Annotated in this window: 16 protein-coding genes; 1 reads left to right on the top strand and 15 read right to left on the bottom strand. The window is 53.9% G+C overall.

The window, feature by feature from the left end:
* Window positions 1-92 precede the first annotated feature (92 nt).
* Window positions 93-1,031: an outer membrane protein assembly factor BamD gene (locus QKW35_RS12775; RefSeq protein ID WP_282353631.1), complete on the top strand. Its 939-nt coding sequence runs from the start codon at window positions 93-95 to the stop codon at window positions 1,029-1,031.
* Window positions 1,032-1,092: 61 nt separating this feature from the next.
* Here QKW35_RS12775 and thiO read toward each other — a convergent pair whose 3' ends face one another.
* From thiO to lspA, 15 genes are all read right to left on the bottom strand, one after another.
* Window positions 1,093-2,193: a glycine oxidase ThiO gene (gene thiO, locus QKW35_RS12770; protein ID WP_282353630.1), complete on the bottom strand. Its 1,101-nt coding sequence runs from the start codon at window positions 2,191-2,193 to the stop codon at window positions 1,093-1,095.
* Between the two features lie 87 nt (window positions 2,194-2,280).
* Entirely contained in the window at window positions 2,281-2,874 is a 594-nt protein-coding gene (locus QKW35_RS12765; protein WP_282353629.1) for a GspH/FimT family pseudopilin, read from the bottom strand.
* Window positions 2,875-2,993: 119 nt separating this feature from the next.
* Entirely contained in the window at window positions 2,994-3,395 is a 402-nt protein-coding gene (locus tag QKW35_RS12760; RefSeq protein ID WP_282353628.1) for a type IV pilin protein, read from the bottom strand.
* Window positions 3,396-3,516: 121 nt separating this feature from the next.
* Complete coding sequence (locus tag QKW35_RS12755) at window positions 3,517-6,798, bottom strand: pilus assembly protein (protein WP_282353626.1); 3,282 nt, start codon at window positions 6,796-6,798, stop codon at window positions 3,517-3,519.
* 181 nt (window positions 6,799-6,979) lie between these two features.
* Window positions 6,980-7,513, bottom strand: coding sequence for a pilus assembly PilX family protein (locus QKW35_RS12750; protein ID WP_282353624.1), 534 nt, complete (start codon window positions 7,511-7,513; stop codon window positions 6,980-6,982).
* Window positions 7,510-8,553, bottom strand: coding sequence for a PilW family protein (locus QKW35_RS12745; protein ID WP_282353621.1), 1,044 nt, complete (start codon window positions 8,551-8,553; stop codon window positions 7,510-7,512). The genes QKW35_RS12750 and QKW35_RS12745 overlap by 4 nt, the downstream gene beginning before the upstream one ends.
* Window positions 8,554-8,561: 8 nt before the next feature.
* The gene (gene pilV / locus QKW35_RS12740) at window positions 8,562-9,134 is read right to left on the bottom strand and encodes a type IV pilus modification protein PilV (RefSeq protein ID WP_282353618.1); all 573 of its coding nucleotides are present in this window, start codon (window positions 9,132-9,134) and stop codon (window positions 8,562-8,564) included.
* A complete protein-coding gene (locus QKW35_RS12735) occupies window positions 9,103-9,603 on the bottom strand; it encodes a GspH/FimT family pseudopilin (RefSeq protein ID WP_282353613.1) in 501 nt (166 codons plus the stop codon). The genes pilV (QKW35_RS12740) and QKW35_RS12735 overlap by 32 nt, the downstream gene beginning before the upstream one ends.
* 444 nt (window positions 9,604-10,047) lie before the next feature.
* Complete coding sequence (locus QKW35_RS12730; protein ID WP_282353612.1) at window positions 10,048-13,512, bottom strand: pilus assembly protein; 3,465 nt, start codon at window positions 13,510-13,512, stop codon at window positions 10,048-10,050.
* Window positions 13,513-13,530: 18 nt separating this feature from the next.
* Complete coding sequence (locus QKW35_RS12725) at window positions 13,531-14,052, bottom strand: pilus assembly PilX family protein (RefSeq protein WP_282353610.1); 522 nt, start codon at window positions 14,050-14,052, stop codon at window positions 13,531-13,533.
* Window positions 14,053-15,141, bottom strand: a complete 1,089-nt coding sequence (locus tag QKW35_RS12720; RefSeq protein ID WP_282353608.1) for a PilW family protein — start codon at window positions 15,139-15,141, stop codon at window positions 14,053-14,055.
* A 17-nt stretch (window positions 15,142-15,158) separates the two neighbouring features.
* A complete protein-coding gene (pilV, locus tag QKW35_RS12715; protein WP_282353607.1) occupies window positions 15,159-15,683 on the bottom strand; it encodes a type IV pilus modification protein PilV in 525 nt (174 codons plus the stop codon).
* A complete protein-coding gene (locus tag QKW35_RS12710; RefSeq protein ID WP_282353605.1) occupies window positions 15,655-16,161 on the bottom strand; it encodes a GspH/FimT family pseudopilin in 507 nt (168 codons plus the stop codon). The genes pilV (QKW35_RS12715) and QKW35_RS12710 overlap by 29 nt, the downstream gene beginning before the upstream one ends.
* 239 nt (window positions 16,162-16,400) lie before the next feature.
* Window positions 16,401-16,841, bottom strand: coding sequence for an FKBP-type peptidyl-prolyl cis-trans isomerase (locus QKW35_RS12705; protein ID WP_282353602.1), 441 nt, complete (start codon window positions 16,839-16,841; stop codon window positions 16,401-16,403).
* Window positions 16,838-17,356 (bottom strand): signal peptidase II, encoded by a 519-nt coding sequence (gene lspA, locus QKW35_RS12700; protein WP_282353601.1) that lies wholly within the window; start codon window positions 17,354-17,356, stop codon window positions 16,838-16,840. Before lspA ends, QKW35_RS12705 begins: the two co-directional genes overlap by 4 nt.
* Between the last annotated feature and the right edge of the window lie 3 nt (window positions 17,357-17,359).

The raw sequence follows: 17,359 nt of genomic DNA, 5'->3' as shown, positions 1-17,359 counted from the left end.
AAAAGCCTGAAGATGCAAAACCGCCGCGTATTTCAATCATATCCGCCCAGTATAACTGGTTACGGCTTAGGACTACATCGAGATTCAACAGGATGCGTATCACCAAGTTTTTTGCAGTCGCAGCCCTCTGTGTTCTGGTTACCGCTTGTTCCTCCAACGATGAGAAGGAACTGACTGACAAACCTGAGCAGGAGATTTATGAAGAGGCTCTGGAAGCGCTTGAGCTGGATAACTTTGCGATTGCGATTGAGAAGCTGCAGTTGCTGGAAGCCCGTTACCCGTTTGGTCGTTACTCAGAACAGGCTCAGTTGGAACTGACCTACGCATACTTCAAGAACCATGAGCCGGAAGCAGCGCGTGCCTCTGCCGACCGCTTTATCCGTCTGCACCCGAACCACGATAACATCGACTACGCCTACTACCTGAAGGGCCTGACCGCGTTTGAGCAGGACCGTGCCTTCTTCATGAAGTATCTGCCAATCGACGAGAGCAAGCGTGATCCGGGTGCCGCACTGGACGGCTTCGAAAGCTTCCGTACCCTGCTGCGTCTGTACCCGAACAGTGAATACGCGCCGGATGCCCGTAAGCGTATGATTCATCTGAAAAACCGCCTGGCCACCTACGAAGTACACGTGGCTCACTACTACATTCAGCGTGGCGCCTACCTGGCGGCCGCCAACCGTGGTCGTTACGTGATTGAAAACCTGCAGGAAACCCCGGCAGTTCCGGCTGCTCTGGCGGCGATGGTTGAAGCCTACACCCTGCTGAATGAACCGGCACTGGCTAACGATGCGATGGCGGTACTTAAAGCCAACTACCCGACCTATCAATACCGACCGGTAAAACAGCCTGAGAAGACTCTGCTGGATGCTGCTACCTTTGACCTGTTCCGTGGCACACCGGAAGTTGAGCCCCCACAGGTAAACACCCTGTCTGACGACGAAGTACAGAGAGAGCGCTCCTGGCTGAACCGTCTGAGCTTTGGTCTGCTCGGAGACGACGGCGAAGAGGAAGCAGAAACTGAGAAGTGATTCTGCCAAACCCGCATAAAAAAGCCCGGTACAAGCCGGGCTTTTTTATGCCTGAGATCCGTTACAGCGGTTCAACACGGCCATCCAGCACGTAGGGAAGCGGATCGATGATCGGCTTGCGACCCAGCAGCTGATCGGTCAGCAGCCGGGTGGACGCCGGTGCCAGAACCAGTCCGTTACGGAAATGACCGGCGTTCAGGTAGAGGTTCTCGTACCCTGGCACTTCACCGATGTACGGGATACCTTCCGGTGAGCCCGGACGCAAACCCGCCCAGTGGTGCTCGACCGGGTATTCCGCCAGCTCAGGCACGATGTTGATCGCGGTTTCAAAAAGCGAATCACGCGCCTCCTGAGAGGTCTCTTTCACAAAGCCGGTGTACTCCAGGGTACTACCAACCAATACCCGACCATCGTTACGCGGAATCACATAACGACCGTCCATCAGCACCACGCGATTCACCAAACCCGGCTTGGCCTTGAAGAGCATCATCTGACCACGCACCGGCGCCACCGGTACATTCAGACCCAGCGGCTTAAGCAGCTCGCCACTCCAGGAACCGGCCGCAAGGATGGTCTTGTCAGCACGTAACTCACCTTTGTTGGTGACAATCCCTTTAACCTGCTCACCTTCGATGATCAGCCGTTCCAGCGGCTGATGCTCCAGCACGGTGACGTTGTCACGCACCATCAGACTCTCGCGCAGAGCGCGACCCAAACGTGGGTTACGGATACTGCCCACCTCCGGCATCCACAGTGCTTCGCCAAAACCTTCCTTAAGGTGTGGCTCTTTCTGATAGAGGAAATCCGCATCAACCGTGGTCAGCGGACGGTGATGTTTCGCCGCCCAGGCACGGGCATCGTCGGCGTCTTCAACCGACACCATAAACATCCCCTTCTGGCGCAGCTCGGGATCACAACCGGTCTCTTCAATCAGCTCCTGTGCCAGCAGCACGTAACTGCTCTGCGACCAGGTTGCCAACGCCGTTACGGGATCTTTATAGCGCCAAGGGTACAATGGCGATACGATACCGCCTCCCGCCCAGGAGGATTCCTCGGCACAGCCAAGACGATCCACCAGCGTTACATCTGCACCGGCGATTGCCAGCTCGCGCGCCATCATCATTCCGATTACGCCGCCACCGACGATCAGATAGTCAGACATGCATCCTCCTGTTTTTTCTAACAATATCTAAAGCAGACCACCGAGGGTATGACACATGCCGGTGGCCCTCAAGAGCCAATTCACGCTTTACTGACCCAGGTACTGGTCCAACTTGGCGACATCACTCTCCGAGAACTCAACCTGTCGTACTCGCCCGGTCATCTGCAATACCAGTTTCACACCAAGGCTTTTATCCGCATCATCAAATACATAAAACGAACCATTTGATCCCCCCAGCAAACTGCCATCGCCTTCATACACAGTGGAATCACCCCGGTTCCATACAACCTTTCCGCCCTCTCCCAGATTGACCAGTTTGATAAGTGAATCAATATCCGGATCATAAAGGCGATTGCCATCCGCATCTTCAAATAACAGTGCCTGCGACCAGACTGAGCCGCCTGTACGTGCACCACCAACACAGCTCGTTGCGTCCCGACTCGCACACAGCGTGATGCGTTGGTTCTGTCGGACCGCCTCACTGCGTGCCAATGCCAGTGCAGCACGTAACCGGTTTTGTGTTTCGGAGACCCGTGCATCCACAACCAGCCCGGAAAAGCCGGGTACGGCAACGGATAAAAGAATGATAAGAATAGAGAGGGTAACCAGCAGTTCGATCAGGGAAAATCCCCAAACGCTGGCCACACCGCGCCCTGCCGGGCGGCATACGTCCTTGTGCATGCTATGTTCCTACAGTCCATTGTAGTGTTTAAAGAGCCTGCCCCCTGCACGCTCATCTGCCAGGCTGATCAGCCATAACGCCTTGCTTCTTCCTGAAGCCGGGCGTTATGACGGCTTATTCAGTCCCAGCAATCCGCAACGGCATTACCATCACCGTCGGTTGCCGATTTAACACCTATATTGGTGATCGACAAGGTGCCACAATCGTCACTCGCCTGTGCCCCTGTCGGTGCTCCCTGAACGGTGAACGTAGAAGCGGTCGAAGCTGACACCGTAATGTTATAAAAATCCGTGTTATACGCAGAAACATCACGACTGTTGCCATCACCATCGAGATACGTGCCATCCACGGTGAACTGACGCTCCATCCACTGCGCCGCCTCCAGCATCGCCCCCTGTCCGTCGGCTCTCCGAGCGTCCTGCACATAATCGACATACGAGGGATAAGCCACTGCGGCGATAATGCCGAGGATGGCCACCGTGATCATCAACTCGATTAAACTGAAACCCCTGTTTTTCACACACACTCTCCAACTCGTCCGAGTAAATATTGTCGTGACTGTCTTTCCAATTGCTCAGCGTGCCAACAGCTATTTTCAGACCCCAATACTGAATGATGGGCAATCGGAAGCTGTATAAACATCACTGTAACTGAGCCCAAGACTGTCGCCCACTATCATCGCTATTTGGCCCGTTAAACCCTTCGATGTTCGTGCTATCACCACTAAAGAGGTTAACGGTTTTTTCATTTGTTGAAACAACCGTCGGTGTTTTCACTGCACCAACTGTCGACTTACGACCCGATACCGCAACAGTAACACCCGCAGAGGTTGGTTCATCAGGCAGTGTCACCGTCAGGTAGTCACTGTTATCCGCAACACCATCGCCGTTAACATCAAAAGGCGAGTAACCCAGTCGCGAACCGTTTTCCGCATCCAGCTCCATGAACCAACTGGTCCCGCCAAAATCACAGGGCGAAGCGGAAGGGGACAATGTCACAAATGCAATCCGCCCGTTTCTGGACAGCGCATCTGATACCACACGCTCTCCCACGAAGTCCGAAGAATCAAAGTCGAGATACCAGCCGCTTTTAGCGGTATAGTCTACGGTCGTGTTACTGGTCACCCGATAATCCGTTTCGCCAGCATCAGAATACGCCTCTACGAGAATGTCTTGTGCCTGCAAGCTGGATCGCCCCGACACCTGACTGCCCCAATCCCGGATGCCATAGAAAGTCTGCTCTTGCGTAGAGGAAGTATCACTCTCATAGAGATACCTGCCTGTACCAAAGAAAACCATCACGCCGCCGGAAGAGTGTTTTGTCACTTCAGGGCGCGCAGTAATAGGTTGTGGATTATTGCAGTCATCATTTTCACAGGCCCTGAAAAGAGGTTCTGGCGTGCTGCCCTGTTTGAAGGCCACATCCCAAGCGTTTCGATTGCTGCTGCTCAGGTCAAATTTCCACAAGTTCCCGTAGAGATCTCCGGCATATACCGCATCAGCGATCTCATCGCCGTCCGAATCAACAGGAAGCGGCGAAGACAGCCCGTTCGGGCTGGAAGACGATCCATCGGCTTCGGTATCAATAAATACAACGTCTGTCGGGTCTTCCAAATTAACGATGTACAACCCGGCCTTATGATTTGCGCTCTCGTACCCGTTACCAAAAATCGCGGCCCAGGTACCATCCGGCAATTTAACAACAGAAGCGCTGCCGAATGTATACCCCAGTTCAGACAGATCGGTACTGTCCAGGTCCCACAACACATCGGATGCATCAAAGTTTAGAGGATCAGAAACATCCAGTGCATAGACACCGGCACCGCCCCCACCCAGCATACCAATCAATACGCTCCCCCAGCGCTCGCCGGAGGATACCCCCTCATCATTAAAATCAATATATGCATCGGCAACACGAATAGAGCCATCTACAAAGTATTTATGGCTGTATTCAATATCCGTTAAATCACTGAGTGAGGAATAGAGAGCCTTCGGGATGTAGGCAAACACCTCTTCCCCTTCACAGGTCTCCGTTGCAGCATCACAAGGGGCGTCGGTACTTTCTCCGATCTCCCCCTCGGCACTAAAACCATGCAGCATTCCGTCATTGGCGCCGACATAGATCATCGCATCCCGCGAGGCTTTGTTGGTTGCCACACTATCATCGGTCAGGTAGAGGTAATAACTGTCTGTGTCTACGCCCCCGACAGCGGTATCGGGCGCTAAGCCGTAGTAATTGAAACGTTCATTTTCCGTATATACGGGATCTGAATTGACGATATCCCCCAGCCTACTGACACGGCTTCGAAAATCGCTTCCCTCATAGCTCGAGTCGCCGCGCAGATAGTCCACACGATCCCGCCCACGGTTGTCCGCTGTACCGTCAACCGCGTTCAACGCCGCCATCTGGCTGGAGCTGAACAATCCGCCATCCCATGAGGTTGTATCGAATGAGATACCGCCACCATTGTAGGTGTAGATGTTTCTGCTGCCTGCAGGCGGCAACAGGTCTGCCGCATCCCACAGAAGGGTATCAACACTGCCGGTGGCAGAGTCCAACGAATAGGCCAGTAGCTGCCCCACCCATTCTCCGCTATCAAAACGCGCCTGGTAGAGTTTTGAATCACTATTCAGACGGGTGGAGTTTGTCGCCAAAGCGGCGGCACTGGACGTTCGGGTACCGATACTGGAGAGAGCGTCGGAAAACGCATCCACTAACGCCTGGGGGGCATTGGCATCAAGAAATTCCCCCCGCCCGTTCCAGGCGGCATGGCGCATATCATCGATTGTGGTGTCTGTTTTTGCTTCAGGCTCTGGCCAGTCAAAGCTGGTATCCCCGCTATCGGGTCCTGCACTCAAGGTACCGTCTACACCAAATGCGACGGTATAGGTCACCAGATGCTGCTGGGTATTGCTGTCGTTCCACGAGGTGGGTACCCGATCATCCAGGCCGCTGAGATCCGTTTCATAGTAGTGCATCGCCACGTCGGCCAGCGTGTTGGCGTGATCGTCCGCATAGGAGCCACCATCAAATTCGGTATCGTTCTGGTCACCGTCCCCACTGGAGCCGCTATCGGCATTACCTACACTTGGATCATCACCTTTCCAGTACCCGTCAGACATCAGGACCACGAAGTTTTGCTGGCAGGCACCGCCAGCATCCTCATCCAGAATAGGTGAACTCTGAGTACTCCCAAACAGGGCGGATGACGTGGTGCCTTTGAAGTACTCGCCCGCCTGCTCCAGTTTGGAACGCAGTGGCGTACCGCCGTCAGGCAGTATCTGCGTGATCTGCTCCATAAGATCCGACTTATTACTGCCTTCCTCCATATCCACAACAGGAAAGCTGACGTCGTTATTCGTGTGCAGGGTTGCCAAACCCAGACGCAGGTCGGACTCATTGGCTATTTGCAGAAGCGCCGCCTTCATCACGTGGTCACGGCTGCGGTAATATGTGTACCAGTTGGCAAAATTTGTTTGCTGATCGGTACTCATCACATTCACCGGTCCCGCCCCTGCGGCAGTAGCGACAAACTGGTTGTTGTAATCGTAGCCGGACCGATCTGGATCCGGACACTCTCCAATCTCGAAAACGCCGTCACCGTCATCGCTCCACGGCATATAGCCGTACGCATCACCCGATGTATCTGAGAGATCTACCCGGTCGCCATTCGCATCGTACGGATCATCCAACGCCGAGGTTATCGACTGATCCGTGAACGGATCTCCGTTTTCATCAAAACCGTTCCACGGCTCATAGGTTTTGGAGGGATCATAGTAGAGAGTGTTATACCCGACACAGGTTTCCAGAATACGTTCTCTGTCATCAGGGTCCGGATCTTCATGCACCCCGCCCTCGCCGATAAAACCGTCGTAGTCCGATATATTTCCGGCGGCGGTGGATTTCACCACCTCCCATTTCATACTCGTAGAGTCGTCGATAAGGAAAAGAATATTCGGCTTTACCGAAGTCGTCAGATATAACGGACTTTGCGCAACATCGGCATATAGCGTAGCAGGGGAGCTCAGCGCAAGAGGAAGTAAAAGTTGCCCCAGGTGACTTGCATAAATCCTTTTCATGCCTCTTTACTCTCAGCCCCATTCATTATTGTTTATATACGGTTTGCAAAATAACTTCACTGGAACCCGTAATACCTACCCCACGTGCGGTAATCCGGTAGTAGCTTCTTTCTTCAACGACCTTACCTGCCTCAATTGAATCAGAATCCGAGCTATCTGTATCGGAATCCAGTTCTTCGATAATGTAGGTAGCGTACTCGGCAAGCTGTGAAAACCCTTTTTTATTGGCATCACTCACTTGCGAACGCATGGTACGTACACTGCTACCTAAAGCGTCCCAGTCATCCCAATGGTTGGTGCCGTCACTTTTAGGTGTGTATAAACCGTTCGTACCATTAAAGGTGGGCAATGTATCCGTCGTACTTAAGTATGTTTCACCATCTTTTAACGCTGCTTCAGCCGCCTCAAAAGCACTTTGTCGGTCGCGCATATTAAAGACCATCTTCTCTTCAAGACCTGTGACTTCAATACCCGCCAGTCCGATTATGCTCATTATCAGCAGCATCACCATTGCGACGATCAATACCCCTCCCTGCTGTTTCCACCTCAGAAAAGTCATAACACAAGATTCCTGAACGTGATGGTTGCAGTAAACACCTTACGCAGCCGTCCATCGGTGGCGGTGAAGGTATTGCCATTAAAAACATAAGATTGCGCGTCAGGCGTAATGTTGTCTTCGATACTGCGCATCAACAAACTCACCCTGATCGCGACGACCTCATCGATAGAAGACCCGCAGCTGAGTGCCGCATTGCTATAACAGTCGGCACTGCCATCTTCATCCGTATCAAAGCCCAGCAGCATCTGCATATTTTCGACCCCCTCCACCAACTCCTGATCAGACATACCAATTGAATCCGAACTGGTCGCAAGAGAGGACCGATACAAGGCAGGCTGATCAAAATCGTTATCCTTCACGAGATAGGTGTATGCAAGAAAGCGCTGGATAACGGTATTGTCTCCCCAATCTGTATACTCAACCCCGTTGGTAGAGGTGCAATCCGAATCCGGGGCCAAGCCTTTGGTGCAGTTTCCGGGCACGGTGGAACCGCCCGTATTATGGGTAATGCGATCAATGTTCAGATTGTTATTGGTGTTGGTCATCTGAAAGATAGCCATATGGCTGCAATCAGAGACGACCAGGATCTCACCCTGGGTGAAGGTGTGGTTTGCATCGCAAAAAAAGTACTCTGCCTCATTTCTGGATTCGTCAACCGAGCAGGTCGTATCCGGGTCCAGGTACTTTACGTTGATTTGATCCGATGGCGGGAGTTCGGAGCTGCTTTCAGCATCACCACCGTCCGTAAAGGCAATGGATGCATTCCACTCATCGCCGCTATAAGGCGATACATTTGAGCTGTCCAATACATTGGTGACGGATGAGAAACGCTTGCAGCCGGTATAACCTGCCATACGCAGGTCTTTACTAATAAAGTCGATGGCAAACCGAGCATTCTCCTGCAGCTTAGCCAGCTCACTCTGCATCGTGTAGGTAACGCGACTTCCCACAAACATCTGTACGATTGCGGCAGTCAATAACAATCCGATGACCAGGGCGACCATCAGTTCGATCAGCGACAGGCCGCGCTGTCTTTGCATCCTGCGAATCATATATCGGCACTCAACGTGATCACCTGCCAATCAGCATCCGTTTCGACTGACTGAACCTCATTCTGAAAGCGGGCATCGTTCCACCAGACGTAGATAACAACCGGCAGATCGGTGTCGTTGCCTTCGGTACACAGCGCCTCCAGATCACTGGTTTCCTCCACCTGAAAACCAATCCGGTCCTCCTTGATCCGGGTAATACAGCCACCACCGGAGGGCATCTCCTGCTGCAGAGTGTATTTCCAATTATTCAGATCGTAGGAGGCCATGGCTGTAACAGTGCATACACTGCCTTCACAGCTCGTATCCGCACTGTCGCCATCATAACCCGCGTTATCGGAAAAGTAGTTTCCGTTGGCAACCGCGGTGCTATTGGCGCGCATTCGATCCATGATGTCGTTTGCCGCGATGACCGCCTGGGAACGAACATAGGCGTTCTGATTCTGCTTCAGGGCAGTAATCTGCAATGCGGCCATCCCCAGCAGCCCCAATGAGATCACCAGCAGCGCCACCAGCACTTCTATCAGCGTATAGCCTTTATCAGCCGTTACCACAAACTGCGTCTTCTTCACTGTCCCTATCCCATGATCTCAAGCGACCGGTCGCCAATACCTGCACATAACGATCTTCGGTTGTCGCATCACCGTCAGAAACGGTAAAGCAACTTGTACCCGCACTGACTTGCCCACCGGTATCAAATGTAATACTCCGATCGGCACTGAGGCTCACGCCGCTTTCCGGCGGCTCCTCCACATGAATTGCGGTACCGTCACGGATAACGGACCAACCAAGCCCCCAGTCATCACCGCAACTATCAACATCATCGCTACGGGGACAAAGGGTTACTGAACGTCGGCTGCTGATCGCTTCCGACCTTGCCAGCGAGAGACTCGCCACCAATCGATCCTGCAACGTATCCATACGCCCGCCCTGCACAAACGGACCAAAGTTGGGTACAGCAACCATCGCCAAAATCGCCAGGATTGCCACCGTGATCATTAATTCAACCAGCGTAAAGCCGCCATGCTTTAGCATTTTCATATCCGCTTTCACGTCCATAATCAGAGGACACTTCGCTCGGCCTGTATAACCGGTGGGTACCTAAAACAACCGCAGATAATCTACCGTCGCTTCGTTATCAATATCTGGCGGCGATCCTATCTCGGAGAATAACTCAAACACTTGTTCCCAATACTCCCAAGGCCCCCACAAGAAACTGATCAATTTTAATACAATTTTGCGTACAGAGAACAGCATTGGCGAGCCTTCCCGACCGACAGGATGACATAGATCTATGGAGGGAAAACTGCTGACAAAAAACACACATCCGTGTCTGTTTATACAAAGGCAAAAAGCAGTCACTTTAATCCCGATCGCATCCTGCGCAAAATTAAACGTGATTCGAACAAGGTTTGGATACTATTAAAAACCATAGCCGGCTACGGTTACGATAAAAAAATGCCAGACTTCGTCTGGCATTTACACTTAATGCAGTTGCAACCAGGACTGTCGGCCCAGCTTATCACCACTGGATTCACGTACCGTTTCCACTGCGCCACTGGAGCCGGAGAAGTATTTCAGTTCCTGGGTACCGGTGGAGATAACCGCCGGTGTTTTAACAATCCCCACTGTGGATTTACGACCGGATACAGGCACCGTAACTTCCACAGACTCAACACCATCACTGATCACCACAGAGACAAAATCGGACGCGTTAATTGCCGTATCGCTGTTCACGTCAAACGGGGAGACCGTCAACCGGGATCCGTTTTCCGCATCCAGCTCCATCAGCCAGCCGGTACCGCCGAAATCACAGGGTGAAGTTTTTGGGGCCAGGGTTGGAAAAATAATACGCCCTCCCCTCACAATCGGGTTGGAAACAACCCGTTCGCCGGGGTAATCACTGGAATCAAAATCCAGGTACCAGCCATCCTTCGCGGTGTAGTCCACTGCGGTATCTGTCGTGACACGGTAGTCGGCGTCACTGGCCGCCACGTAGAACTCGGCCAGGATATCCTGCGCCTGCAGGTCACTGCGATTTGTCACCATGCTGCCGTCATCACGAATGCCGTAGAAGGTCTGCATCTGGGTCGAAGTCGGATCATCGGTGGTGATATAGCTACCGGTACCAAAGAGCACGATCACACCACCCTCCGAACTATCCACCACTTCCGGCCTGGAGGTAATCGCCTGAGGGCTGCTGCAATCATCCGTGGTGCAGGCACGGTACAGCGGAGCAGGCGTACTTCCCTGGCTGTAAGCAACCGCCCAACCATTTCGATTACTGCTGCTCAGATCAAACTTCCACAGATTGCCGTAGAGATCACCGGCGTACACCGTATCGGCAATCTTGTCATTATCGGTATCCACCGGAATCGGTGAGGACAGGCCGTTAGGAGACGACGCGGAACCATCCGCCTGGGTATCTATAAACACCACATCGGTCGGGTCTTCCATGTTTACGATATACAGGCCTGCCTTGTAGTTGGCACTCTCATAACCGTTGCCAAAGATCGCCGCCCAGGTACCATCCGGCAATTGCACCACGGAGGCGTTACCGAAGGTGTAGCCCAGCTCGGTAAGGTCACTATCATCCAAATCCCACAACACATCTTTCGCATCGAAGTTAAACGGATCCGAGATATCCAGTGCATACACCCCCTTGCCACCAGCCGCCAACAGGCCCACCAGCACGCTCCCCCAACGGGTGGTATCAGACACGCCATCATCGTTGTAGTCGATATAGGCATCGGCCACACGGATGGAGCCATCCACATAATAGGTGTGGCTGTATCCAGAGTCGGTCAGATCGCTCAGTTTGGAATACAGCGCTTTGGGAATATAGGCAAACACCTCCTCCCCTTCACAGGCGGCAATGTCCGGATCACACGGCGCATCGGTTGTCCCGATGGTGCCTTCCGCCCGCATCGCATGCAGCATACCGTCGTTGGCCCCCACGTACAGCATCGGCTCTCGTGCGGCCTTGTTCGTCGCCACGGTGGCGTCGGTGAGATAGGTGTAGTAACTGTCGATCGCTACCCCCCCCACACTGACGGTGGGCGCTACGCCGTAGTATTCAAAGGATTCATCCGAGGCGAAGATCGGGTCGGAGTGCACGATATCACCCAACCGCCCGGCCCGAGTGCGAAAATCGGTACCTTCATAGGTAGTGTCACCACGCAGGTAGTTTATACGGTCCCGTCCACGACTATCCGTTGTGCCATTCACAGCATTCAGGGCACTCATCTGTGCCGTACTGAACAGGCCATCGTCCCAGGAGGTGTCATTAAACGCGAAGCCCGTATTGCTGTGGCTGGTATAGATATTTCGTGAGCTGGTCGCCGGAATCAGGTCCGCCGCATCCCACTGCAGGGTGCTGACATCACCGGTGACCGAGTTCAGGGCATACGCACGGAACTGGCCACTCCACTCGCCGCTGTTAAAGCGGGCCTGGTAGATCTTCGAGTTTGCATCCAGGCGGGTGGAGTTGGTCGCAACGGTCGCCGCACTGGAGGTCCGGGATTCAATGCTGGTGATCGCGGAACTGAAAGCACTCAGCAACGCTTGCGGGTCGTTTGCACTCAGGAACTCGCCTCGGCCGTTCCAGGCGGCATGGCGCATATCATCGATGGTTGTACTCTCGTCACTGACCGGCGTTGGCCAGTCAAAGCTGGTCTCATTGGCATCCGGGTTGGCACTCAGCGTACCGTTCACACCAAAGGCAACGGTATAGGTCACCAGGTGCTGTTGTGTGTTGCTGTCATCCGGTGTGCCCGGCACCTTGTTGTCCAATGAACTCAGATCGGTCTCGTAGAGATGCATCGCCACATCGGCCAGGGTATTGGAAACACTGTCGTTTTGATCGTGGTAAACACCGCCGTCATATTCTGAATCGAGTTGGTCACCATCGGAGGTCGAACCACTGTCCGCGTTGCCCACACTGGGTGCACTGCCGTTCCAGTACCCATCCGACATCACAACCGAGAAGTTCTGCTGACAGGAGCCTCCTGACGCCTCGCTCAGGATCGGCGTTCCCTGGGTAGAACCAAACAGCTCGGTGGACGATGAGGTTGCTACATCATTTTGAAAGTACTTGCCCACATGCTCAAAGGTAGTGCGCAAAGGGGTATCACCACTGGAACCGATTTGGGAAATCTCGTCCATCAGATCGGCCCGGTTAGTGCCACTGGACACATCAGCCACGGGGAAACCCACACTGTTGTTACGGTGCAGCGTCGCCAACCCCAATCGTTGAGAGGAGTTGTTCACCAGACTGAGCAACGCTGCTTTCATGACATATTCGCGCTTACGGTAATAGCTATACCAGTTGGCGAAGTTGGTTTGCTGCGCGGCGGTCATCGACGTGTTGGCGGTGGATCCGGTGGTTGTCGCCACAAACTGATTGGCATAATCATAACCACTGCGCGTCGGATCCGGACATTCACCGATCTCAAACACCCCGTCGCCGTCATCGTTCCAGGTCATATAGCCCGGCAGGTGCCCATTGACATCAGCCACGGTTAAATTGGTCGTATATCCATTGGCATCATAGGGATCCATCAATGCGGACGTGATCGACTGGTCAGCATAGGCATTGCCATTTTCATCCACGCCGTCCCATGGCGTATAGGTTTTGCTCGGGTCATAAAACAGAACGTTGTAACCAACACAGGACTCCAGTATCTCGTCCTGGTCGGTAATTGTCGGGGTAATGTCTACGTTACCGCTGTTGGGAAAGCTGGCGTAGTCATCAATGGCTTCAGCCCCGGATGAGCGCAGTACCTCCCAATCCATACTGCCGGAGTCGTCCACCAGGAAGAAGATATTGGGTTTGACGGATGTGGTCAGATACAGAGGTGTTTGTGACAGCTCCGCCGACGCCGTGGCCGGCACAATGAGCGCAAGCGGCAATGCAAAATGCGCCAATTGAGTCCTGCTAATCCTGAACATGATCCCACTTCCTGCTGTTTAACGTTTATAGATGGCCTGGAGTATCACCTCTGAAGAGGAACTCAGCCCAACGGCACGTGCGGTAATACGGTAGTAACGCCGTTGCTCGATCGCCTTACCCACCTCTTTACTGTCATCCGGTGCCGACGCCGCCAGCTCTTCGATGATGTAGGTGGCGTAGGACGAGAGCTGTCCAAATCCCTTCTTGCTGCTGTCATCAATCTGCGAACGCATGGTACGCACATTGGTGCCCAACGCGGCCCAGTCTTCCCAGTGCTGGGTGCCGTCGGTTTTCGGCGTGTACAACCCGTTGCTACCGTTGAACGCTGGCATGGTCACCACCGATTCGAGATAGGCTTCGCCGTCCAGCAGCGCAGCCTCCGCCGCTTCAAATGCCATCTGACGGTCACGCAGCTGCGCCGCCATCTTCTCCTCCAGGCCGGTTACCTCGATGCCTGCCATGCCGATCAGGGTCATGATCACCATAAAGATCATGGCAACAATCAGTACCGCCCCTTTCTGTTTGTTTCGCATCGGCATCTAAATCACCCTATTCCGCAGGGTGATCGTGGCCGTAAAGACTTTACGTAAGCGCCGGTCGCTCGCCGTCACCGACGCCCCGTTATAGCTGTACGTCTGCGCGCTGCTGACCACATTGTCTTCGATACTGCGCATCAACAGGCTGACCCGGATCGCTACGATTTCGGACACATCCAGATCTTCGACACCGTCACCGTTGGTATCGGCCGCAACGTAATAATCCGCATCGCCATCGTCATCGGTGTCCACGCCGTAGGTAATCTGCAGATCCTCGACACCTTCCACCAGCTCCTGCGCCTCAAAACCTGCCTCACCTGATTCCACCACAATGGTCGAACGGTACAGGGCCGGTGAACCAAACGCATTGTCGTCGATGTAATAGGTGTAGTTCTTGAACAGCTGCACCGTGGCGCCGGTTGGGAACGTGTATGCGATTCCTTGTGTGCTGGCACAGTCAACAGGAAGCCCCAGACCTTTTGTGCAGTTACCCGGTACGGCCTGCCCGGTATTATGGTTGACCTGCTTGGTCTGGCTGCCGGTGTTGACCGTGTTACTTTGCTGGAATACCGCTGAGTGGGAGCAGTCGGAGATCAGCAGAACCTGACCTTTCTGGTAATCGTGGTTGGCGTAACAATGGATGGTTGCGGACGCGGCCACGTGGCTCTCTACGGTGCAGCTGCCCTCGCCATCAGCAAACTTTACACTGACGATATCGGTACCCGGGGTTGGGGTTGCACCGGTCGGCAGGGGAATACTGGTGCCGCTGGCAGCGACATAGTTGTCTTCCAGCGCAACCGGCTCAGACATATCAAACTGGGCGAAGATTTCATCGCTGTTGCTGGTATCGCGCAGGGTATTGGCCATTGATGTATTGGTAGAACAGCCCACATAACCCGCCTTGCGCAGGTCACGGGAGAGGAATTCGATCGCGAAGCGCGCACTCTCCTGCATCGACGCCAGGGCACTTTGCATCGTATAGGTGCTGCGACTACCCACAAACATCTGCACCACGGACGCTGTCAGGATGGTGCCGATCAGCAACGCCACCATCAGTTCGATCATCGACAGGCCTTGCTGCCGCTTATGCATCCTGCATCTCCATATCGTCATAAACTAAAACTCACTGCCAACCGGGTCGACACTGCATCACTGGCACGCTCGTCATTCCACCATACATACACCACCACCGGCAGGTCGGTATCGGTATTGGTGCCACAGACCGGTGTGGTTATGTTGCCGCCAGTGCTGTCGTCCGTATCCGTATCGCGGCATATCAGACCACCACCTGACGGGAGCTCTTCCGCCAACCGCGCCTGCCAGCGTGCGATATCGTGGGACGCCATCTGCGTATCGGTGCAGCCGGAGGTGGTTTCACATCCTGCCGTCAGGGATCCACTGCTGACAAAATAATTACCGTTGTCCACGGCCGATACGTTGGCGCGCATGCGGTCGATAATGTCGTACGCGAGGATGGTTGCCTGGCTGCGCATATAGGCACTCTGGTTCTGCTTGAGCGACGTCACCTGCAAACCGGCCATGCCCAGCAGTCCCAGCGAGATAATAAACAGGGCGACCAGCACCTCGATCAGCGTGTAACCACGCTCATGCCCCCGAGCCACACACCGTATCATCGCTACCTCCGTCCCAAGCCCGGATCCGTCCGAACTGGTTCACCTGCAGATAGCGTACATCCGTGTCGCTGTCCCCATCATCGGCAGAGAAACACACGTCACTGCCACCACTTAACAACCCAGAGCTTTCAAAAGTAATACTGCTGCCGCTTAACGTGATCACCGCTGCGGGAGGCTCCTCCACCCTCACCACTTCGGTACCGGCCACAACCACCCAGCCATTTGCCCAGTTGCTGCCACAACTGTAATTGGCCATGTTTTCAGTGGTGTTGCGTGCGCACACCGTGACCTGTACATCCCTGCGAATTGCTTCCGAACGCGCCATCGACACACTGGTAAGCAGTCGGCCCTGGATCGAATCCATCCGACCCTGCTGCACAAAGGGGCCAAAATTGGGTGTTACCACTGTGGTCAGAATCACAATGACCGACAGCACGACCATCAATTCTATCAGGGTAAAACCTGCGCTCTTTTTCATGGATGCACAAAGCTCAAACTAGTACTTTTTTCGTAGTCCCAGTCTAGACGCTCGGTACCGCAACTGCCATAGGCTCAGGCAAAAAAGCACCATCCTCTGCGTCCGATCAAAAACCATTCAAACAAAAGTATGATCAAAACGCCCGTTTTAGCGACTTTTTGGTCTCACCGCCCAACTCACAGGCATAAAAAAACCGGTGCCAATACACCGGTTTTTTTTGGTTTAGAGTCGCAGGGCACTTACTCTGCGTCGACAACATCCAGAATCGCCACCTCAAAATCCAGCTCATGACCGGCCAATGGATGGTTAAAGTCGATGTGTACGGACTGCTCATCAAAGCGATCCACCACACCCGGCAACTCCCCCTGGTTCGGATCCTGGAAGGAGATCACCAGACCTTTCTCCAGCTGCATATCCTGAAACTGGGTACGCGGGAAGCGCTGCACGTTGCTCGGATTAGGCATACCAAATGCGTTTTCAGGCATGATACGCAGGGACTCTTTCGCGCCCTGCGCCAGCCCCATCAGCGCCTGTTCAAATCCTTCCGGCAGATTGCCATCCCCGACGGTAAAAGTTGCCGGATTGCCTTCAAAGTTGGAATCAACTACCTGACCGTCATTGAGTTTGATTGCAAAGTGCAGGGTTACAGTTTTGCCCGGGCCAATGATCTGTTCGCTCATGCTTCACCTTCAGTTTCGTTTTTGTCCCGGACCTTCCCTTCCAGAAACAGCATATCAATGATCAACAATGCCGCGCCGAGGGAGATTGCCACGTCCGCCAGATTGAAGACCGCAAAGTAATATTCGCCGTAGTGCAGGGAGATAAAGTCGATCACGTAGCCGTGAACGACCCGGTCGTAGAGGTTGCCCAATGCTCCCCCCAGCACCAATGCCTGGGCGATCCCAACCCACCATTGCCAGCGCGGCGTCCGTTTCATCCACACCAGCAGCACAACGCTGACCACCACGGCGATCAGCATAAAGAACCAGCGCTGCAAGCCACCCGCATCCGCCAGGAAGCTGAATGCGGCACCGGTGTTATAGGAAAGGCGCAGATCAAAGACCGGCAGCACCTCCACCGGCACGCCGTATTTCAGCGAGCTGCTGGTGACAAACTTGGACCACAGATCCACTGCCACCACGACGGCGCTTAGCCATAACCAGACCAGTGAACCTGTGCGGGACGAGGACAACATCAG

The sequence above is a fragment of the Pontibacterium granulatum genome, from assembly GCF_029961155.1.
Lineage (GTDB): Bacteria > Pseudomonadota > Gammaproteobacteria > Pseudomonadales > Balneatricaceae > Pontibacterium > Pontibacterium granulatum.
This window is presented reverse-complemented; position numbering and strand designations above follow the sequence as displayed.